Here is a 21,270-nt window from a genome sequence, read left to right on the forward strand (position 1 = left end):
AAATCAAGCTTTACTTTTTCGCAGGGATAAGGTACATGCGATTTTCCGTCCCTTTAAAAATGCGAACGATGTTCATCCGGTGCGTAAATACCACTAGAACCGCAATGAAAATACCAAAGTAAATGATCGCTGGTTCAACGGGCCCAAAAACACCCCAAGTGAGCAAAACTGGGAACAAGATTGAGGCTACCATCGAGCCCAAAGACACATAATGTGAAATGGCAAAAACGACCAAAAAAATCAAAATACTGGCTAACGCAGCCGCTGGATGCAAGGCTAGCACCATTCCTAAGGTAGTGGCTACCCCTTTACCACCTTTGAAATTACAAAAGACCGGGAGCAGGTGTCCGATGATCGCCAAAAACCCGAAAAATATTTTGAGCGTCACACAAGTCTGCCAGTCTACCTGGTGCATGTAAAACAAAACAGACGCTAAACTCGTGGCCAAAAAGCCCTTAAGTGCGTCTACAAACAATACGATACTTCCTGCTTTTTTACCTAATACACGAAAGGTATTCGTGGCACCCGCATTTCCACTACCATGCAATCTTATATCAATGGAATGATATGCATTCCCGTACCAAATAGCAGTGGGAATAGATCCAAGTAGATAACTTAAAATTGAAAAAGAGGTAATAAATAAAATCATAAAATCGGCACTAAGCTCACCAAATGGCTTGCGTTCAAATATAGGTCGCTATTCTGCTAAAATCAAGAAGTTCAAAAAAGTTCTTGAAATGTTTAAATTTTGGTCTTTATAATATACTAAAAGTGGAAATTTATCGAACCCATCAACCGAAAAAGATCTGGATTTCCATGGTCCAAATAACTCAAGCGGTGAAATGCTTGCAATCGAAAAAGTTTGAAAATATTATCGATACCATAACCTACTTCTACAAATGGTATTTTTGGATCTAACGAATCAAAATCATAGCGATCCAGGTAGCGCGAATCCATAGGCTGATTAACCTCTTGCATGAGGGCTCGATTTGACGTTCGCTGGCTACCATATAGCACATTCGTACTCACAATAAAACGCCATTTCAATTTCTTAATCAGCGGAATACGATTAAAAAATAAGCCTTCAAAGTTGTGATTAAATTGCAGCGACGCAAATCGATCACTGACAAATTCAAAATAATTCATGGTCGAAAATGCGCTACGAACAAACATAAAGGTCTCATTCCCCAAATGTGGAAATAAGAGTGGCGCCGGAAGATTGGAAGGGGTGTATCCGGCCAACAGCGTATAATCTGATCGCCCGTATTTCCCAAGTCTGAAGGTTTGATATGCTTTAAGTGTAAATCGGTGATAGTTGAAATCGCCACCTAACACACCCTTTAAACCTTGCTGATACCGAAATGTTAGCACCGGGATCCGGCGCGTGGCCAACGTTACCTTCTCATTCCCATTTAAAATAAAGGTTTCATTCTTGGCAAAACGTGCCTCAAACGTGAAAAATGTATCATTGTAATGGTCCTGCACGGGGGAATCCATGCCTAATTCAGGCTGTAAGCGGTATTGAAAACGGAACAAGGGATCAAATGAGCGCATATTCATCGAGCCCGTTAAACGAAAACCCCGGATAAATTCAGTCGAAAAAAATGCTTCTGAATCTCTCCTGAAAAATGCCCCTGAAAATGAACCCCAACGCGTAAATGCATAGAACAATTTATTATCTCCAATCAGGTCAGGGGTTAATCCAACACGCTCTAACTCATAACTATGCTTAATTCCAGCCACCGTCCATTTACTTTTGGAGAATAAATAATTCACCTCCCCTGAATATTTGGGAATCAAATCCTTGGTACCAAAACTAGCGTGCCCTCTAAAAATCCAACTGGAATCAAACAACGCGTTTGTTCGAAATCCCAAACGCACACGCGCTCCCTCAATTTGGTTGATCGCTAAACCGGAAATGTAAGGGCCTACATCCATATCCTTAAATGTGCGATGGCCGCCCAACACAACATCCGCAATCTCCACGTAGGTACGAACGATGGGCACCGATTTGACCGAATCAATCATCGAAAAAGCGAGTAGGTCTTGTCGGCTTAACGATTCATGGCGCGCATTTTTCCAGTATTCAGGATTCGCATCCCGAGCATTTGTGGCTACCTCCGAAGTTCGATCGTAGAAGGGTAACGGATGCGGCTTGTTAATCACAAAATTTTTGTTGGAGATATACATCTTCAACAACATCCCCGCCGAGCCCTTCGAAATCTCTTCTAGGTCAATTAAGAAACGCGTGCGGGCTGGCAACCAAACGCCGGTTTCTGTCTGCTCAAGTTCTTGGGAAATCTTTACTTTTTCAATGAAATTAAGGTTCGCAGCTTTGCCCACAGTGGCATCAATCTGCGTTAAGGCAAACTGGGTGGTGTCGATCCACATTTGACCCGTATATGTCAAGTCAGCCGGATTCTTTGGTTCAAACTCAATTTGATAACATGTCCTTCCTTCTACTTGTACCGTGTCTAGCAAATAGTACGTATAGGTCTGTTTCCATTGTTCGCCAATCGGGCTAGCAAAATCCTTGCCAAAAAAGCTGATGAAGTTTTGATAAAAATTATAATTCGTAACCAAATTTCCACCAACTAGCTGGGAAATAAGCCCACCTTCACCCATGCCTACCCCTTTGATATTGGTCTTTAAAATATGCTCTCGACGACGCCGAGGTGATTCCAAATAATAAAATTTACTGACCGTTTCCGTGATGTAGGTGGGAATAAGCAACTTCCCATCTTCTCCAGCCTGCTGCTCAAACTTTTTGATCGAAGAGGCAATATCTTGCATCACTTTTTTCCCTTTGAACTGCTCGGAAATGTTATCCACATCCAGCTCCATTTTCGCATAGGAATCATACTCATAAGCAGCCATTTGGATGCGATCATTGCGGCTTTTGTTCGCCTGAATCGCACGCAAAATACGAAAGGCAGGATTCTCGCCCGAATACACCTTGACTTCGGATAAGTCGGCAGAACTGGGTTTAACCTGAAAGTCAACTTCATGCATTCCAGGACTTTTATCGACTGATTTGGTCCGACGGGTATACCCCACCATCGAAACAAATAAAGAATCTGAAGCTACTTTAGATTGAAAAGAATAGAACCCTTGAAAATTAGTTGTACCACCGCTATTTACCCCCTTTAACCCGACGGAAGCAAATGGAATCGGGTCTCCCGTTTCCGCATCCGTGACCAATCCCTTGTAGCTATATTGAGCCTGTGCTTGCATAACAAGCAAAAGAAAAAAGAACATTAGCCAGCGGCCTTTGCAACTCAAAATCATCTAAAGGAATTTTATACGTTGAACAAGACTCACCCAAAAATCTGAGTATCCTGAACAAACATTTTAAATTTTTCTAGGGCCCGAGCCCGATGTGCTAGTTGGTTTTTTTCAGCCAAACTTAACTCTGCGAAGGTTTGCTCAATCCCTGTAGGAACAAATATGGGATCATATCCAAAGCCCTGCGTGCCTCGCGGCTCCGCTTGAATTTGTCCATGCACCTCCCCTTCAAATACATAAATCTGACCTTGATGATGCAAGGTCAATACCGTCACAAAACGCGCATTACGATTGGGTTCATTTGCCATTACCTGCAACAGCTTGGCGACGTTAGCCGTATCACTTTTTGCTTCCCCGGCATACCGCGCAGAATAAACACCTGGTGCACCGTTTAACGCATCTACTTCCAAACCTGAATCATCTGCTAAACAAGTAATGCCTCCAAATTTTTGCACAATAAACTCCGCTTTTTGCCTTGAATTTTCGGCCAACGTGGATCCTGTCTCCGGAATTTCTACCACCAAACCTAATTCAAAAACAGTCCGAAAATCAAAAAGATCTCCTAGGAGATCCTTGATTTCATCTATTTTATGCTGGTTCTGTGTCGCCAAATAAATTATCGGTTTCATAATCCTTATGGCGCAATAGTAGAGATTTCAAAATATAATGGAGAATAGCCTGGAATCGCTGAATTACCTGCCGTCCCATAACCTAACGCATATGGAATAATAACGGCAGCTTTCTCTCCCGCACGCATTTTTTTCAATGCTTCCGTAAATCCTGGAATCAAACTACGCTGACTCAAGACAAAAGGAACCGTGGGCGTACCCAGTGTACCAGAATCAAAAATCGGATTGTACACAATCGCACCCGAAGTGGCATCTTTGTGCACGTAACTATAGGATAATCGACCTGTGTAATTGACTAATACAGGTGCATCAGCAGCTACTGAAGCCCCCGTAGGATTTTCCACTAACTTTTTAAATATCAACCCAGAACTTGTCTTTTCCGGATTGACAATGTTGTATGTTTTTTGAATTAATTCAATTTGAGCCGCTTCATCACGAATGGCGTCGATTGTCAATTCCAAAACTAAAACGGAATAAGCGGGTACATCGCCATACGCAGTGCCTCCAAAAGCCAAGGCAGATGGAATTAGGAAAAGGCCGCTTTCGCCAAGCTTAAGGAAACTTAAGGGCAATGCAAAGATCGATTGAGCGGAATTTACGCCCCAAACAATCGAGCGATTAATGTTTTTTGAACGCGATGTGGAATCGATAATCGTCCCATCCAACAACGTCATTTTATAGTGGAAGGTTACTAGATCACCCGTATTTTTAGTTTTGATGGTACCATCCGTATTGGAGTAAAGTCCTTCAGGTGATTTCTGTAATTTTAAATTTTTGAGCTTAATGTAATTTTGGATCTCAACCTCATTCTTATTGGCAGGATCCTCCTCCGAACCCAGCGTACAGCTACTGAACAAAACAAAACAGCTAAGAACAATTCCTACAATATATTTCATCTTACTATTGAATTTTGGCTACGTAAATTTCAAAAACTAACGGCGTAAAACCGGCAATCTTGGTACCTGAACCTTTTTCACCGTATCCCAATGCAGATGGGAAAACAAGAATAGCACGTTCACCAAGACGCATTTTCGCAACACCCGCTGAAAAACCTTTCACGGTCTGTGAGCTTCCGATCGTCACCGAGAAACTATCTGTGCGTGCCATATTACCATCAAAGGCAATTCCGTTTAGAAAACGACCTGTGTATTTTAATTTCACGACTTTTCCTGAAGCTGGTATTTCGCCCGTTCCTGGGGTTAAGCGAATGTAACGTAAGCCCTCAGCAGTTCTTTCGTTGACAGTGTATTTATTAGCCGCAATAAATTCGTCAATTCGATCATTTTGACTGCGCACCACATAATTTTTTATCGTGACTTTTAAAGGCGTAAAGGCAGGAAGCCCATCAAACGATTGTGACGTACCTGGCAAACCTAACACAGCTTCCTCACCATCTTTTAAATACGTCATCAAATTGGCAAAAATGGGATTTAAATAGCCAAACTGATAGACCAGTGGATCTTTGGTACGCTCAATTACTTGACCTGTCAACAGATTTGCAAGTTCATAATCCATGCGAAGTGTATCTCCTTTTGAAGCAAGTTCGCCGGACGCATTGGATTTGGTCAACGCGTAATAGCCGCCATTTTCGATCGCAATGGGTGACTGATTTTGTTTCGTAAAATAGGCTAAAATTTGGGCCTGATTTTCTTTGGCCTTGACTTCATCTGCCAATTCCACATTGGACAAACACGAAGTCATTGTCCACACGGCAAGAATTGCCCAAAACCCTTTTTGAATACTACCTATCATAATGCTTGCTAAACGAAAAAAACGTTCCTTTCGTATCAATCAAAATAGCGGGGGAATGTATCCCCCGCTATTTTTTACTTTTTATTCAATACTTCTACTTCAAATACTAATACCGAGTTTGGTGCAATGGGACCACGACCTTGATCGCCATACGCTAATTGTGAAGGGATCACAAATACGCCTTTTCCACCTGCCTTCAATAAGCTTAACGCCTCATTAAATCCTGGAATCATTTGACCCAAAGGCATTTCTGTGCTAGCACCTTTATCAAATTCTTTTCCATCTAAAAACGTTCCACGGTAATTTACGATCCATGATTCACCCATCTTTGGTGTAGCACCTTGACCTGGCTTTTCAATGCTCGCGAATAATCCTGAAGCTGTTTTTGTAAATTTCTTACCCGACTTCGCAATATAAGCTTCAATCATAGCTGGTTGCTGAGCAAGTAATTTAGCCGCATCCGCCTTAGCTTGCGCTGCTTGACCCGCCATTTCCTTTTCGAAATCTGCCTTTGACTGTACTTTTAAAATCTTAACCGTGTACTTCAAATCAGTACCTGGCTTCAAGAATGGAGGCAATGGAGCTTGAACCGTCTTAGCCAAGCTATCGATAGGCACTAAAATTGTTGCAGAATCGCCAACAGATAATAAACGAAGGCCGTTTTCAAATGTTCCTTTGAATGCTCCTGGAGCAGCTTGAGGCGGCTGAACCATCCCTTTGCCTGGTTGGCCATCTTTACGCGTATCCTGTAACACAGAATCCGCACCGTTTTTAATCACTAAATCAAACGTAATGATATCCCCATCTTTCAACTTTTTTGCTTTGTCGTCATGGCTGTGGATTTGAATTTTTACGCCTTCAATAACTTCTACTTTATCCTTGTTACAAGCTGTCATTAAAACAGTAGCAGAAAATAGGACACCTAAGGTTTTACGCATGATTTGTTTGTTTATTTTTATAAATTTTTAACTCGTTTTATTTCAGAAAGATACAAAGGTAACACTTCTAGCAATTTTTCCTTCGCTTCCGCTAAACCACCCGCAGAAAATCGGCCACCCGAAGCATTTTTATGACCACCACCCTCAAAATAAGTAGCGGCAAATTGGTTCACCGCAAAAGGCTCAATAGACCTAAAAGACAGCTTCACACCATCTGGACGCTGAATCATGCAAATTGACCAAATAGCTCCCGCCAATTGCAATCCATAATTTACGATGCCCTCCGTATCTCCCGGCTGCGAATGAAATTGTTTTTGATCCTCTTCCGTAATCCACATCAAGGCCAAATGATAGTCTGGCAAATATTCCAATCGATTGGCCAACACATGCCCCATAAACTGCAAGCGTTGCAAGCTCGCAGAATCAAAAACCTTGCGATGTACCGCATTCGTATTGACCCCCTTATTTATCAATGCCGCAACCACCTCATGCACGTGCGCCGTCGTATTCGGATGTCTAAATGATCCTGTATCCGTCATGATACCTGAATATAAACAAGAGCCCATTTCGGTATCAATGAGATCGCCATCTCCCCACTCTTGAATCAAATCAAATATCAATTCGCAGGTAGATGCCGCAACCGTTCGGTGGTAATAATAATCCGCAAAATCCTCTGGGTCTAGATGATGATCAATCACCACTTTCTGACAACGTGCCGCTTCCACCCATTTGGCTAATCCATGCAATCGCTGCATGCCAGAAAAATCCAAGCAAAAAATCCAATCTGCACGCTGGATTAATGCTTCAATTTGAACTTTATGTAAAATATTTTCGAAATCCAATATATCAGCAGCGCCGGGCATCCAGGTTAGGTTGGCCGACAAGCCTGATGGAACCACAACAATTGCATCTAATCCCTTCTTAATCAAGTACTTCTGCCATGCAAGCGTAGAGCCAATTGCATCAGAGTCAGGATTAAAATGCGTCGTGATAACAATTTGTTGGCCTGGAACTAAGGCGGCACGGAGTGCTGTAATTGAAGACATATAGCTGGGTAAAGCCCCTATGATTTGGGCGTTCGCAAAGTTAAAGATAAATTTGTCAAAAAGTAGAAAAAACGAAATGCCAACAAACAGAACATTTACCATGATTAAACCCGATGCCATCTTGGATGGGTTTACGGGTCCAATCATTCAACAAATTGAAGAAGCGGGATTTAAGATCGTCGCGATGAAAAAAGTACATTTGAGCGCAGCGGATGCGGGCAAATTTTATGAGGTTCATAAAGAAAGACCATTCTATGGAGAACTTTGTGAATACATGTCTTCGAATCCGATCATTCCTATGGTCTTAGAAAAGGAAAATGCAGTAGAAGATTTTCGTGTACTAATTGGGGCCACAGACCCTGCCAAAGCAGCAGAAGGAACTATTCGGAAAAGATTCGCACGCTCATTGGGCTCGAATGCGATTCACGGATCTGATTCCGATGAAAATGCAGCGATTGAAGGAGCTTTCTTCTTTACCGCAACTGAATTAAAATAAGCCTATTTGTGCTTATAGAATAAAAATCCATTCTCTTCCTTGATCAAAATCAAGTTCGGATGGTAACGGTAACGATCCTCGGCATTCGTCTTCATCACCAAATAGGTGGGGCGATCTGTCGAGGATTGTTTCATTAACTCCTCCCCCGATGGACTATAGGCCTGCTTTTGAAAATACAGGAGGTGAGCGAAAGATTTAAAGCCAACCGGCTCGATGTAGACCTTTTGGCCAACATGTGAAATGTAAAAATCCAACGGAGTTGCCTGCGTGTATCCCTCAATTTTCGGCACGACGACAGCCATGTACAGGATAATAACCATAATCACAGCGCCCATCATGCGGGCGATGTGTTTGAATTGTATGTGCTTCTGCCAAACCGTCCCTAGCACCACTACCCCGAAAAACGCACCAATTCCTACTTCCCAGCCCTCCCAGTAGACTGGAGCTTGCAAATTACCTTGGACAAAAACATCTTTTATGTATACACTGTAAGCTCCTGCATGCCTCCCAATCCATGGAACTAGAGAAAAAACAGTAGCCAAAATCAAGCCAACTGAAGCTAAAAAGATCGTATATCCGCGTTTCCAGGTCCAGGTCCCTGCCAACCAATCATGCAAAACGAGCGCAGAAAAATAGGTTAATGGCAACCAGCACATACTTGAATAATGCACGATTTTCGTTTTGACGAGGCTAAAGAGAATCAACACAACCCAAAACAATACTTGCATCCATTGACTTAAACGAGCTGGTTGATTGCGCGAAAACAAGCGCGGACCCGCCCAGATCGAGATCGGAAAACAACCCAAGAGTAAAACAAAAAAATGATAATAAAACGGTTGGCCATGACCGGCATCTCCGGTCGTCAACAAGCGTATTTGATAGGCAAAAAAGTCAACTAAAATTCCCCAACCGAACTGCCAAACAATCAAGGCATACCACGTGACAAAAAGGGAAATTGCCAGTAGTGCGGCCAATACCACCCCAGAAAATAAGCGCTTGAAATGGGTCAAAACCTCAGCCCGATGGATCACAGCAAAAACAAAAATGGTCAAGCCCCAGAGTAAAAGTGCCACGGGGCCTTTGGTTAGCATCCCTAATCCGATGCAGATACCGGCCCAAACGGCTGATTTCAACGAAATGGGATTCGCATAAAATTGGCTTATTTGATATACCCCCAGAAAAATAAACAGATTAAATAATGGGTCAATGATACCTGAACTGGCGTACACATGAGGTGTGATGGCCGCGAGGTAGGAAAATGCCCAGAGGTGCCCCATGCGTTCGGATACATGCTTCGACCCGATTCGATAAACGACTAACAAAGTTGCGATGCCAATGAATGCATTGGGAAAGCGAGCAGCAAATTCCATGGATGTCCATGCTGACTCAGTAAACGTGCCAAAAAACTGAAAACTCAACACTTGAAGCCACATAAACAGAGGTGGCTTTTCCCAAAACGGCTGAAAGTTAATTTGGACGCTGAGGTAATCTCCGCTGACCATCATCTCGCGTGCAGACTCGGCAAAATTAATTTCGTCCCAGTCAAACAAGTGAGAAGCCCCCAAAAAAGGAATGTAAATAAGCGCCCCGATGATTGACCAAAACAAATACGGTTTTCGCAGCAACTTAGACATGATTCGCATGAGGTTTATAAAGCATAAAATAATAGACAAGCGCCGAACTCAGAAATCCAATACCGGCACCTACCGCAACATCGATCGGAAAATGCTGCATGAGATACATACGCGAGTAGCCTACGCCCATCGCTAAAATAGCCATACCCAAGCTCCAGCTGCGTGATTTTCCCAACAAAGCAAACCAAAAAAACATGAACCAAGCCGCGGCAGTATGCCCGGAAGGAAAGCTATTCTGGGTGTGAACTTCGACACCAGGAACGAGATACCATGGTAAATGAAGTTGCTCAAAAAAGGCAATTGGGCGCAAGGAATTTGGAAAAATCAGATGTTTGATGCCTTGAACAAGTAGCGTCGAAACGGCATACGAAGTCAAATAAGGGATAAAAAAAGTATGTTTCTTTCGATATAAGTTTACAGCTAGGGCTATCGGCAAGAATATCTCAGCTAGCGACGTCAAAAAACGAAACAAATAATCTGCCCAATCCGCATGATGGGCATTCACCCAGGTCATTTGTTCCAATCGGGAAAACTGGCATATAACTGCGATGCAAAGGCTTTCAAAAGCCAAAAAGGCTAAGCTAAAGGTCCACAAAGATTTTTTCGATTGGGTCATCCGTTCAAAGGTCGGAAGATTTTATGAAAAAGGTAAGCGTCACACTTGCTGTTTCCGAAAATTTACCTAATTTTGCATTCCTTTTTTTAACACAAGCCGTGTCATGAAAGTTTTAGAAGCGTACCAGATACCCATCATTTCATTAGAAGATAAAGCGTATCAATACACTTTTAGCGGAGATGATTCATTTTTCGCAGCTTTTGAGCAGGATTGGGTAGAGAAAGGCACATTTAATGTGACGGTTGACTTAATGAAGTCGGCCTTAATGATTCAGGTTCAGTTACAGATTACAGGTTCTTTAGAACTAACCTGCGATCGATCACTGGAGCGTTTCGATTCTCCGATTGCGGTGAATGAAAAACTTATTTTTAAGTATTCAGACCACAATGAGGACATGGGAGACAATTTATTTTTATTGGACCGCAAGGAGCCCAAATTAGATTTATCGCAAGATATTTTTGATTTCATCGCCTTGGAAGTCCCGATGAAAAAATTGCATCCCAAGTTTTTAGCGGAAGGAGCAGATACCGAAACGGATGAATTTATTTACACAACAGATCGTGCGGATGCGAGTCCGTCACAGTCGGCAGAAGAAGCAACAGCCCCACGCTGGGCTGCACTTCAAAAACTAAAAGATTTAAAATAAAATTAATTAACAAATACGATGGCACATCCTAAACGAAAAATCTCTACTACACGTCGTGATACTAGAAGAGCACATGATTTCGGAACTCCTAAGCATTTAGGCGTAGACCCACAAACTGGCGAAACTCACCTATATCACCGTGCACACGTGCATGAGGGAAATTTATATTACAAAGGTAAAATGATTGTAGAAGGATATTCTGCACGTTAATTTTACCAGGCTAGCCAAAAAAATCAGTTTTTTTTGAATATTGCCGAAAAAATCCCGTTAAAATACTATTTTTTGACTAAAATTAATACTATTTTTGTCCTTAGATTTAGTATTTAAACACCTAGTGAATGAACATAGCAATCGACGTGATGGGCGGGGATTATGCCCCAGAAGCAGTAGTTGATGGGATTCTTTTAGCGATTTCAAACTTAGCCCCGGAAGAAACTATTCTGGCGGTAGGACCAGCCGATACAATTAATACATTACTGACTGAACGAGGTTATACGGGTAGTCAAATTCGCGTGATTCATGCGGAAGAAGTAATTGAAATGGGAGAACACCCCACCCGAGCATTATCGCAAAAACCCAATTCCAGCATCGGAATTGGGTTTGCGCTTTTAAAGGAGGGCAAAGCCGACATTTTCGCATCAGCCGGAAATACAGGCGCCATGATGGTAGGCTCACTATTCTCAGTCAAAACAATCGAAGGTATTCAGCGTCCAGCCATCGCAGGATTTATCCCACAAACGGATGGATCTCATGCGGTGATGTTGGATATTGGTGCAAATGCCGACTGCAAGCCGGAGATGCTTGATCAATGGGCGGTATTAGGTTCGGTGTATGCTTCGGCGACACGCGGAATCGATCGACCGCGCGTAGGATTGTTGAACATTGGCGAAGAAGAGCAAAAAGGATCCATCTTAACGCAAGCAACGCATGCTTTACTGAAAGCAAACGATAAACTAAATTTTGTTGGCAATCTAGAAGGAAAAGATGTTTTCCGCGGAAAGGCAGACGTAATTGTTACGGATGGTTTTACGGGAAATATTGTCCTGAAAATGGGGGAATCCATTTACAACATTATGAAGGAACAAGGAATGGTCAATGAATTTGTAGACCGGACCAATTATGAAAATTACGGAGGAAGCCCTATCATTGGTATCAATGGAAATGTCATCATTGCCCATGGAGCATCTAGCCCAACGGCCATTATGAACATGATTAAATTATGCCAAAACATAGTCAAATCGAATGTCTGCCAAAAAATTAAGGCAGCTTTCGAAAACAACTAATATAAGATGTCAAATAAAATAAGCGCAGCCATAACGGGAGTAGCAGGATACGTTCCGGATTATGTGCTCACGAATGAAGAGTTAGAGAAGTTAGTAGATACAAACGACGAGTGGATTACCTCACGCACGGGAATCAAAGAACGTCGCATCCTGAAAGGCGAAGGACAAGGTACTTCTGTCATGGGAGCGAAAGCGGTAGAGGATTTACTTCGCAAAACAAATACGACACCGGAAGAAGTGGACCTATTAATCTGTGCCACCGTAACGCCTGATTATCTATTCCCTTCCGCATCGAACATGATTTGCAAGGCAGTGGGTATTCGCGAAACAGCGTCATTTGATTTGGCAGCTGCTTGCTCTGGTTTTTTAAATGCCTTAGCAGTAGGATCCGCATTCATCGAGGCAGGCCGTTACAAAAAAGTCATTGTCGTAGGTGCAGATAAAATGTCGGCCATCGTCGATTACACAGACCGCACTACGTGCATTCTTTTTGGGGATGGCGCTGCAGCTGTTATGTTGGAGCCAAACACAGAAGGATTAGGCGTTCAAGATTTCATCTTGAAATCAGATGGCGAAGGTTGTGAAAGTTTGATGCAAAAAGGTGGCGGTAGCGCCTACCCTCCGACGCATGAAACTGTGGAGCAAAAATTACATTATATTCGTCAAGAAGGGCAAGCTGTCTACAAATTTGCGGTCACGCGTATGGCAAATGTGTCAGCAGAGATCATGGAGCGTAATCACTTGGTGGGAGATGACATTCGTTTCTTGGTTCCACATCAGGCTAACAAACGGATCATTGATGCCACGGCGAGCCGGATGGGCGTGAGTGAAGACAAGGTCATGTTGAATATTCAAAAATATGGCAACACGACAGCGGCGACAATTCCATTATGTTTATGGGATTATGAAAATCAATTGAAAAAAGGAGATAAATTAATTTTGGCAGCCTTCGGTGGCGGCTTTACGTGGGGTTCCGCTTACATAACGTGGGCATACGATCCAAAATAATCAACAAACACAATGGCAACTACAGCAGATATTAAAAATGGTATGGTGATCAAGTACAATGACGATTTATATTCGATCATTGAATTTCTTCACGTTAAACCAGGAAAAGGTCCGGCATTTGTTCGGACAAAATTACGTTCATTGACTTCGGGCAAAGTGATTGACAACACCTTCAATTCAGGGGTTTCAATTTATCCAGTTCGTGTGGAACGCAGAAAATATCAATTCATTTATAAAGATGAATTTGGATTTAACTTCATGGACAACGAGACCTTTGAGCAAATCTTATTAGGCGAAAATCTTTGCGTGATGGCGGATTTGATGAAAGAGGGACAAGAAGTGGAGATCTTAATCAATACGGAAAATGATTCAGCACTTTCATGCGAATTGCCTCCGTTTGTTGAATTGAAAGTTACTTACACGGAACCAGGGGTACGCGGAGATACAGCGAACTCACCTAAAAAACCAGCTACCGTGGAGACAGGGGCAACAATTACTGTGCCTATCTTTATTGAGCAAGATGAATTAATAAAAGTAGATACAAGAACTTATTCGTACGCGGAGCGCGTCAAATAATTTTATCTACATTTGTCAAAGTAAAAACGGTCACCTATTAACAAACCGAAATGGATACGAAAGAAATACAGCGATTATTAGATTACATCGCAAAATCTCCCCTAGCGGAAGTGAGCATTGAAACTGAAGGATTAAAAGTATCAGTGAAAAAAAATAGCGCAGTGGCACCCGTCGTTTCAGTTGCTGCAGCACCTGCACCCGTGGCAGCAGCGGCTCCGGCAGCACCTACAGCTCCCGTGGCAGCACCTGTTGCCGACAACCTATACACGGTAAAATCACCGATGATCGGTACATTCTACCGCGCAGCTGGTCCAGATAAAGATAATTTTGTGGAAGTTGGCTCAGAAATCGCACCAGGTAAAACCTTGTGTATGATTGAAGCTATGAAGTTGTTCAACGAGATCGATTCCGAAGTTTCTGGAAAAATCGTTCAAATTTTAGTGGACAATGCAAGCCCAGTGGAGTTTGACCAGCCCTTATTTGTAGTAGAAAAAGCTTAATTATGAGCCTGAAGCATACTTCGCATGGACTAAGTGTGCGCACAGACAAATCAAATTATATGTTTAAAAAAATACTCATTGCAAACCGAGGAGAGATTGCGTTACGCATCATTCGCACGTGCAAGGAAATGGGAATAAAAACAGTTGCCGTCTACTCGACAGCTGACCGAGAAAGTTTACACGTTCGCTTTGCGGATGAAGCCGTTTGTATCGGACCTCCTCCAAGTCGGGATTCCTATTTAAGTATACCGGCTTTAATTTCTGCCGCTGAAGTAACTGGCGCAGATGCGATTCACCCAGGTTATGGATTCTTATCTGAAAATGCGGAATTTTCTCGCATTTGTTCCGAGCATAGCATCAAGTTCATCGGTGCATCCGCAGAGATGATCAATCAAATGGGAGACAAAGCCACAGCCAAAGATACCATGAAGAAAGCGGGTGTTCCCGTAATCCCAGGTTCCGATGGATTGTTGGACACCGTCGAAGAAGCCATTGAATTAGCTAAAACAATCGTTTACCCGGTGATCATCAAGGCAACTGCCGGTGGTGGTGGACGCGGGATGCGTATCATCCGGGAGGAATCTGAATTCCGTAAATTATGGGATGATGCCAAAATGGAAGCAGCAGCGGCCTTTGGCAATGACGGTATGTACATGGAGAAATTCGTGGAAGAGCCGCGCCACATTGAAATTCAAGTGGTAGGCGATAAGTTTGGTAAAGTATGTCACCTCTCCGAGCGTGATTGTTCGATCCAGCGTCGTCACCAGAAATTATGTGAAGAAACTCCTTCTCCTGCGTTAACAGAAGAATTACGCACCAAAATGGGGAATGCAGCCATCGCGGGTGCAAGTGCTATTGGGTATGAAGGAGCAGGAACCATCGAATTTTTAGTGGACAAAAACGGTGACTTCTACTTCATGGAAATGAATACGCGTATCCAAGTAGAACACCCGATTACGGAAGAAGTGACTGATTTCGATTTGATTAAGGAGCAAATTAAAGTAGCAGCCGGAATCCCGATTTCAGGACAAAATTATTTCCCGAAATTATATGCGTTAGAATGCCGGATTAATGCGGAAGATCCTGCGAATGGATTCCGTCCTTCTCCAGGTAAAATCACGAATTTACACTTGCCAGGTGGCCACGGTGTTCGGATTGACTCACACGTCTACTCGGGCTATACGATTCCACCAAATTATGACTCGATGATTGCGAAAGTAATCGTGAGTGGTCAAAGTCGGGAAGAAGTATTGCGTCGCATGAAGCGTGCCTTACAAGAATTTGTGATTGAAGGTATCAAAACGACGATTCCATTCCACATTAAATTGATGGATGACCCTGGTTTTCAATCAGGTAAGTTCACGACAGCATTCATGGACACCTTCGATATGAGCGGTATCTAGTGTTTAAATGCACTTTTAAGGAAGGAGGCCTCGGCCTCCTTTTTTTATTCACAAATAATTTAGAATCAGGTTTGGATATTAGTTCTTGAATTTCTAAATTTGCACTCCCATTTTTCGATTGAATGCCCGTTTGAAAGATAAAATAGGTCATAATCAAATCCTTAAGGCAAATTCCGTGGTCTTGGTGGAAATGATTCAACAGTTAAACATTATTAATAGTGGATACTTTAAGTTACAAAACGATCTCTGCCAACAAAGCTACAGTTCAAAAGGACTGGGTGGTAGTAGACGCAGAAAACCAAATTTTAGGTCGTCTATGCTCTGAAATCGCGAAAATCATTCGTGGTAAGCACAAGGCTTCGTACACTCCTCACGTTGATTGTGGTGATCAAGTGATCGTCATCAATGCGGAGAAGATTCGTTTGACAGGTAAAAAAATGACTGACAAGGTTTACATCCGTCACACGGGGTATCCAGGTGGTCAGCGTTTTGCTACACCACGCGAGGTTTTAGTTAAAAACCCAAGAGGTGTTGTCGAGGCAGCCGTAAAAGGTATGTTGCCTAAGAATCGTTTAGGACGTTCTTTGTTCAACAACTTATTTGTGTACGCAGGATCTGAGCATCCACATGCAGCACAGCAACCTAAAGAAATCAAGTTTTAACGGACATTTAAAATGGCAGAAATAACAAATAAAATCGGTAGAAGAAAGACGGCAGTAGCGCGTATTTCGATGACACCAGGTAAAGGCCAAATCAAAATTAATGGCCGTACATTAACGGATTACTTCCCATCTGAGATTCTTCAGATTGTGGTAAACCAACCGTTCGCTTTAACGAACACAGTAGGTTCATTTGACGTAACTGCTAATATTGATGGCGGTGGTATCAAAGGACAAGCTGAAGCGCTTCGTATGGCGATTTCACGTGCACTTCAAACGCAAGATGCTGAATTACGTTCTCCTTTGAAAAAAGAAGGATTCTTAACGCGTGACCCTCGTATGGTTGAGCGTAAGAAACCAGGACGTGCGAAAGCTCGTAAGAGATTCCAGTTCTCTAAGCGTTAAAAAGGGTTCGTGGGAAAGGCTTGTCTGTTGCCGATGCCTTTTCCACATTTTTATTTTTCACATTCTTAAACAACCAAAATGGCACAATTAAGCTACAACGACTTGCTTGACGCAGGCGTTCACTTCGGTCACTTGACACGTAAGTGGGATCCAAAAATGGCTCCATACATCTTTATGGAGAAAAATGGTATCCACATCATTGATCTTAACAAAACTATTTCTAGCCTTGAAGAAGCAGCTGCAGCAATGCGTGCTATCGTTCGTTCTGGTCGTAAGATCATGTTCGTTGCGACAAAGAAACAAGCGCAAGAAATCGTAACAACAGAGGCAGATAAATTAAAGATGCCATACGTAACTGACCGTTGGTTAGGTGGTATGTTGACAAACTTCGCGACCGTACGTAAGTCGATCAAGAAAATGTCAAGCATCGACAAGATGTTAAAAGACGAAGTAATTGTTAAAACTCTAGCTAAGCGTGAGCGTTTAATGATGACTCGTGAGGAGGAGAAATTAAAGCGTGTGTTAGGTGGTATCACCGATTTGACACGTCTACCAGCGGCATTGTTCGTGATTGACGTGAAGCGTGAGCACATCGCGGTATCTGAAGCTAAGAAATTGGGTATCCCAGTTTTCGCTATGTGTGATACAAACTCAAATCCAGAATTAGTAGACTACCCTATCCCAGCTAATGATGATGCTTACAAGTCGATCGCAGTGATCGTGAAAGCAATCAGCCAAGCGATCGAAGAAGGTTTATCTGAGCGCAAGCAAGATAAAGATGACGCGCGCATCGCGGAAGAGGAAGAAGCAAAACGCGCAGTAGACGCGGATGCACAAGAAGCAGCTAAGGTAGCTGCCAAATATGAAAAAGAAGCAGAACAAGAATAACTAATATTCAAATTATGTCAATTACAGCCGCAGACGTTAATAAATTACGCCAAATGACTGGCGCCGGTATGATGGATTGCAAGAAAGCTTTGACAGAAGCCGATGGCGACTTCGAAGCAGCCGTAGACATCCTACGTAAAGCAGGTCAAAAAGTAGCAGCGAAACGTGCCGACAATGAAACAAATGAAGGTGTAGTTTTGATCGCTATGAACGCAGATCACTCAAACGGTAAATTAATTGCCCTTGCATGTGAGACTGAGCCAGTTTCTAAAGTAGATGCTTTCAACGATTTAGCTAAAAATATCTTAGATGCTGCCGTGAAATCTCACGCACCATCTGCACATGATTTATTAGCTGAGCCTTTAGCTGATGGCCGTTCTGTAGAAGGACATATCATCGACCTAACAGGTAAAATTGGCGAGAAAATTACATTAGCAGCTTACGAAAATATCTCAGCTGAGAAAGTAGTTTCTTACATTCACTCGAACAACAAAATCGGTGTTCTTGTAGCGTTCGAAAACGTTCAAGGAGCTGATGTTCAGGAAGTTGGCAAAGATATCGCGATGCAAATCACGGCTATGAAGCCAGTTGCTTTAGACAAAGACGGCGTTGATGCGGAAACAATCGAGCGTGAAATCGAGATTGGAAAAGACCAAGCACGTCAAGAAGGAAAGCCAGAAGCTATGTTGGAAAAAATCGCTGTAGGTAAACTAGAGAAATTCTACAAAGAGTCTACGTTATTGAACCAACAGTTCGTGAAAGATTCATCGATCACGATCCGTCAATATGTTGAATCAACGCAAAAAGGTCTTACGATCGCGTCATTCAAACGTATCGCTTTGGTATAATTCAACCAGCAGAATCATCAAAAGACCAGCCGAAACGCTGGTCTTTTTTTTGTGTAAAATTTCCTAGAAAAGCCGTAAATCAGGTTTGAAAAAATGACAGACATTTTCTAAATTGTAAACAAATTACGTTTAGTCAAAATCAGCGCGCATGGGCCATATTGTCATATTAGGAGGAGGAGAAAGTGGTGTTGGCGCAGCCCTTTTAGCCCAATCAAAAGGCTTTAGCGTTTTTCTTTCCGACCAAGGAAAACTAAAAGAACATTACCAAGATCAATTACGTCGTCAAGCCATTCCTTTCGAATCCGAAAAGCATACCGTATCCGAAATTTTAAAAGCGGACGAAATTATCATCAGTCCCGGAATACCCGAAAAAAGCGAACTCGTACAAACCATCAAGAAACAAGGAATACCTCTCGTTTCTGAAATTGAATTCGCCGCACGCTACACTAAAGCCAAATTGATCGCCATCACCGGAAGCAACGGCAAAACGACAACTACCCTACTCACCTACCACCTGCTCAAAGAAGCCGGATTCAACGTAGGCCTAGCAGGGAATATTGGTCAAAGCTTTGCTAAACAAGTCATGGACAACAGCTTCGACTATTTCGTACTCGAAATATCTAGCTTCCAATTAGATCGTTGCTTCGACTTTAAGCCGGATGTAGCCGTACTCATTAACATCACACCCGATCACCTCGATCGCTACGACTATAAATTCGAAAATTACATTCACTCCAAATTCCGAATCTTCCAAAATGCGAACACGCAAACCGCGTGTATCTATTGGGGAGACGACGAAGTGATCCAACAATACCAGGATTTAATTCCGCAAGCAGCACAGCTGAAGACTATTCATTTTGGCCAACAAGCCGGTGCGGCAAATATCACGGATGATGCAATTCAGTTTGCGTTTGGCCAGATTGAACGCGCCACTGCTCCGATTCAAGGACCACATAATGCCATCAACATGGCCGCTGCCGTTTTAGCGGCTACCGAAGCGGGCGTATCGTGGTCGGACATTCAAGCAAACCTAGGATCGTTTCAAAATGCACCGCACAGATTAGAACCTTGCGGCAACTGGCATGGAATTCAATTCATTAATGATTCGAAGGCCACCAATGTGGACGCGGTATTCTATGCGCTAAACTCCTTTCAAAAGAATTTAATTCTGATTATTGGCGGTGTAGACAAAGGCAACGAATACGACGTCCTAAACGATTTAGTCAAGTCAAAAGTGAAAGGCATGATTTGCCTGGGGACAGATAATGCTAAATTAATGGCACATTTTGGCGACCGAGTACCTCAGATCCTGTCGACAGATTCGCTGGAAACTGCAGTGTCAACGAGCATGCAATGGGGTGAATCAGGAGATATCGTACTCCTCTCGCCTGCCTGCGCTAGTTTTGATTTATTTAAAAATTACGAAGACCGCGGGGATCAATTTAAGGCAACCGTTAACCGATTAACTCATGGAAGCTAGAATAACCAATTTTATCAAAACGCGTTTAGCAGGCGACTACCAAATTTGGTTCATCGTTTTTCTGCTGAATATTTTTGGTTTACTTATTCAATTTTCTGCCAAAGGAAAAATGTTTATGGGGGGTCCTATGGTACCCATTTTCAACATCGCTAAATCGATATTCCTGCTGGCCGGATCCTTCGCGATCATGTCTTGGATTTCCCGCCAAAACTACCTGCGCGTAACCAAGTACAGTAACATCTTCCTGATTTTTTCTTGGATTCTCATCCTCGTTGCTTTCTTCTTTGGCGAAAATAAAGGAGGAGCCAGCCGCTGGATCGACCTAGGATTTATTAGTTTCATGCCGTCCGATATGGCGAAACTTTGCCTAACAATGAGTTTGGCGAAGATATTTTCGACCCGACAAGCCGACCAGAGTGCGTATAATTTCGGGGTTATCTTAGTCATTCTTATCCAAGTAGGCATCACCTGCTTCTTGGTTATGTTATCTAATTTCTCGACAGCCATTTTGATTTTCTTAACCAGTATCGTCCTGATGATTTTTGGCCGTGTACCATTTAAATCAATTTTCTTGATCGTAGGCATTGTAGGCTTCATAGCTGGCTCGGTGGTTACGTTGGGTATCGGCCAACGGGCAGCAACGGTAAAAGCACGTTTGGCAACATACGCGCAACGTACCTTATCGTCGAATAAAAATGGCTTAAAGAACCTAGAGGATAAAGACGAAAATTACCAACTTAAACGTAGCTGGTACGCGATTGCAACCGGTGCACTTATTCCTAAAGGACCAGGAAATAGTCAATATCGTTTCATTTTATCTCAAGCAGAATCTGATTTCGTTTACGCCATTATTTTGGAAGAATACGGTCTCATTATGGGACTAGCTATACCGCTGCTATTCCTCTGGTTTATGTGGCGAGGCTCCTCCGTGATTCGCTATAGTGGTAAACCACTCGGAGGTTTGCTTTCCGCCGGCTTAACATTTTCCATTGTAATTCAGGCGTTCATTAACATGCTGGTAGCGGTGGGTGCAGGTCCTGTGACGGGCCAACCGATGCCTATGATTTCTGCGGGAGGAACTTCGCTTGTATTTACAGCACTTAGTATTGGTCTGATTCTATCCATTAGTCGCGATAAGGAAATGGAAACAAAAGACCTTAAATCAGTTATTTAGTGAG

General features: G+C 42.7%; 23 protein-coding genes. 14 read left to right on the forward strand and 9 right to left on the reverse strand.

Annotated features, from left to right (window positions below):
- Positions 1–10 precede the first annotated feature (10 nt).
- From plsY to U0R10_RS08685, 7 genes are all read right to left on the reverse strand, one after another.
- Positions 11–649 carry a glycerol-3-phosphate 1-O-acyltransferase PlsY gene (gene plsY, locus U0R10_RS08655; RefSeq protein ID WP_377983572.1) on the reverse strand — a complete coding sequence of 213 codons (639 nt, stop codon included), beginning with the start codon at positions 647–649 and terminating at the stop codon, positions 11–13.
- Between the two features lie 116 nt (positions 650–765).
- Positions 766–3,234: a DUF5686 and carboxypeptidase-like regulatory domain-containing protein gene (locus tag U0R10_RS08660; RefSeq protein ID WP_377983573.1), complete on the reverse strand. Its 2,469-nt coding sequence runs from the start codon at positions 3,232–3,234 to the stop codon at positions 766–768.
- 83 nt (positions 3,235–3,317) lie between these two features.
- The gene (gene rdgB / locus U0R10_RS08665; RefSeq protein WP_377983574.1) at positions 3,318–3,914 is read right to left on the reverse strand and encodes an RdgB/HAM1 family non-canonical purine NTP pyrophosphatase; all 597 of its coding nucleotides are present in this window, start codon (positions 3,912–3,914) and stop codon (positions 3,318–3,320) included.
- 5 nt (positions 3,915–3,919) lie between these two features.
- On the reverse strand, positions 3,920–4,810 hold the full coding sequence (locus tag U0R10_RS08670) for an FKBP-type peptidyl-prolyl cis-trans isomerase (RefSeq protein ID WP_377983575.1): 891 nt from the start codon (positions 4,808–4,810) through the stop codon (positions 3,920–3,922).
- 4 nt (positions 4,811–4,814) lie between these two features.
- Complete coding sequence (locus U0R10_RS08675; protein ID WP_377983576.1) at positions 4,815–5,666, reverse strand: FKBP-type peptidyl-prolyl cis-trans isomerase; 852 nt, start codon at positions 5,664–5,666, stop codon at positions 4,815–4,817.
- A gap of 74 nt (positions 5,667–5,740) precedes the next feature.
- Positions 5,741–6,604, reverse strand: coding sequence for an FKBP-type peptidyl-prolyl cis-trans isomerase (locus tag U0R10_RS08680; protein WP_377983577.1), 864 nt, complete (start codon positions 6,602–6,604; stop codon positions 5,741–5,743).
- A 17-nt stretch (positions 6,605–6,621) separates the two neighbouring features.
- Positions 6,622–7,650: a DHH family phosphoesterase gene (locus U0R10_RS08685; protein ID WP_377983578.1), complete on the reverse strand. Its 1,029-nt coding sequence runs from the start codon at positions 7,648–7,650 to the stop codon at positions 6,622–6,624.
- A gap of 76 nt (positions 7,651–7,726) precedes the next feature.
- On the opposite strand from U0R10_RS08685, the gene U0R10_RS08690 reads away from it, so the two are divergent.
- Positions 7,727–8,146 (forward strand): nucleoside-diphosphate kinase, encoded by a 420-nt coding sequence (locus U0R10_RS08690; RefSeq protein ID WP_377983579.1) that lies wholly within the window; start codon positions 7,727–7,729, stop codon positions 8,144–8,146.
- Positions 8,147–8,148: 2 nt separating this feature from the next.
- Here the strand turns inward: U0R10_RS08690 and U0R10_RS08695 are convergent, their stop codons facing one another.
- Complete coding sequence (locus U0R10_RS08695) at positions 8,149–9,780, reverse strand: ArnT family glycosyltransferase (RefSeq protein WP_377983580.1); 1,632 nt, start codon at positions 9,778–9,780, stop codon at positions 8,149–8,151.
- The gene (locus U0R10_RS08700; protein ID WP_377983581.1) at positions 9,773–10,396 is read right to left on the reverse strand and encodes a phosphatase PAP2 family protein; all 624 of its coding nucleotides are present in this window, start codon (positions 10,394–10,396) and stop codon (positions 9,773–9,775) included. Before U0R10_RS08700 ends, U0R10_RS08695 begins: the two co-directional genes overlap by 8 nt.
- A 103-nt stretch (positions 10,397–10,499) precedes the next feature.
- Here U0R10_RS08700 and U0R10_RS08705 point away from each other — a divergent pair, with 103 nt between their 5' ends.
- From U0R10_RS08705 to U0R10_RS08765, 13 genes are all read left to right on the forward strand, one after another.
- Positions 10,500–11,042 carry a YceD family protein gene (locus tag U0R10_RS08705; protein ID WP_377983582.1) on the forward strand — a complete coding sequence of 181 codons (543 nt, stop codon included), beginning with the start codon at positions 10,500–10,502 and terminating at the stop codon, positions 11,040–11,042.
- An 18-nt stretch (positions 11,043–11,060) separates the two neighbouring features.
- Positions 11,061–11,252 (forward strand): 50S ribosomal protein L32, encoded by a 192-nt coding sequence (gene rpmF, locus U0R10_RS08710; RefSeq protein WP_315577081.1) that lies wholly within the window; start codon positions 11,061–11,063, stop codon positions 11,250–11,252.
- Between the two features lie 128 nt (positions 11,253–11,380).
- Complete coding sequence (gene plsX, locus U0R10_RS08715; RefSeq protein WP_377983583.1) at positions 11,381–12,325, forward strand: phosphate acyltransferase PlsX; 945 nt, start codon at positions 11,381–11,383, stop codon at positions 12,323–12,325.
- A gap of 6 nt (positions 12,326–12,331) precedes the next feature.
- Positions 12,332–13,333, forward strand: coding sequence for a beta-ketoacyl-ACP synthase III (locus U0R10_RS08720; protein ID WP_377983584.1), 1,002 nt, complete (start codon positions 12,332–12,334; stop codon positions 13,331–13,333).
- 12 nt (positions 13,334–13,345) lie between these two features.
- Positions 13,346–13,909, forward strand: a complete 564-nt coding sequence (gene efp / locus U0R10_RS08725) for an elongation factor P (RefSeq protein WP_377983585.1) — start codon at positions 13,346–13,348, stop codon at positions 13,907–13,909.
- A gap of 50 nt (positions 13,910–13,959) precedes the next feature.
- Entirely contained in the window at positions 13,960–14,409 is a 450-nt protein-coding gene (accB, locus tag U0R10_RS08730; RefSeq protein ID WP_377983586.1) for an acetyl-CoA carboxylase biotin carboxyl carrier protein, read from the forward strand.
- Positions 14,410–14,468: 59 nt separating this feature from the next.
- A complete protein-coding gene (gene accC, locus U0R10_RS08735) occupies positions 14,469–15,812 on the forward strand; it encodes an acetyl-CoA carboxylase biotin carboxylase subunit (RefSeq protein WP_377983859.1) in 1,344 nt (447 codons plus the stop codon).
- A gap of 218 nt (positions 15,813–16,030) precedes the next feature.
- Entirely contained in the window at positions 16,031–16,474 is a 444-nt protein-coding gene (gene rplM, locus U0R10_RS08740) for a 50S ribosomal protein L13 (RefSeq protein WP_377983587.1), read from the forward strand.
- A 12-nt stretch (positions 16,475–16,486) separates the two neighbouring features.
- Positions 16,487–16,876, forward strand: a complete 390-nt coding sequence (gene rpsI / locus U0R10_RS08745) for a 30S ribosomal protein S9 (protein WP_377983588.1) — start codon at positions 16,487–16,489, stop codon at positions 16,874–16,876.
- Between the two features lie 78 nt (positions 16,877–16,954).
- Positions 16,955–17,764, forward strand: a complete 810-nt coding sequence (rpsB, locus tag U0R10_RS08750; protein ID WP_377983589.1) for a 30S ribosomal protein S2 — start codon at positions 16,955–16,957, stop codon at positions 17,762–17,764.
- A gap of 14 nt (positions 17,765–17,778) precedes the next feature.
- Positions 17,779–18,612 (forward strand): translation elongation factor Ts, encoded by an 834-nt coding sequence (gene tsf, locus U0R10_RS08755; RefSeq protein WP_377983590.1) that lies wholly within the window; start codon positions 17,779–17,781, stop codon positions 18,610–18,612.
- 148 nt (positions 18,613–18,760) lie between these two features.
- Complete coding sequence (murD, locus tag U0R10_RS08760) at positions 18,761–20,092, forward strand: UDP-N-acetylmuramoyl-L-alanine--D-glutamate ligase (protein ID WP_377983591.1); 1,332 nt, start codon at positions 18,761–18,763, stop codon at positions 20,090–20,092.
- Entirely contained in the window at positions 20,082–21,266 is a 1,185-nt protein-coding gene (locus U0R10_RS08765) for an FtsW/RodA/SpoVE family cell cycle protein (protein WP_377983592.1), read from the forward strand. Before murD ends, U0R10_RS08765 begins: the two co-directional genes overlap by 11 nt.
- The last annotated feature ends 4 nt before the right edge of the window (positions 21,267–21,270 follow it).

Source organism: Aquirufa avitistagni (assembly GCF_042715545.1).
Taxonomy (GTDB): domain Bacteria; phylum Bacteroidota; class Bacteroidia; order Cytophagales; family Spirosomataceae; genus Aquirufa; species Aquirufa avitistagni.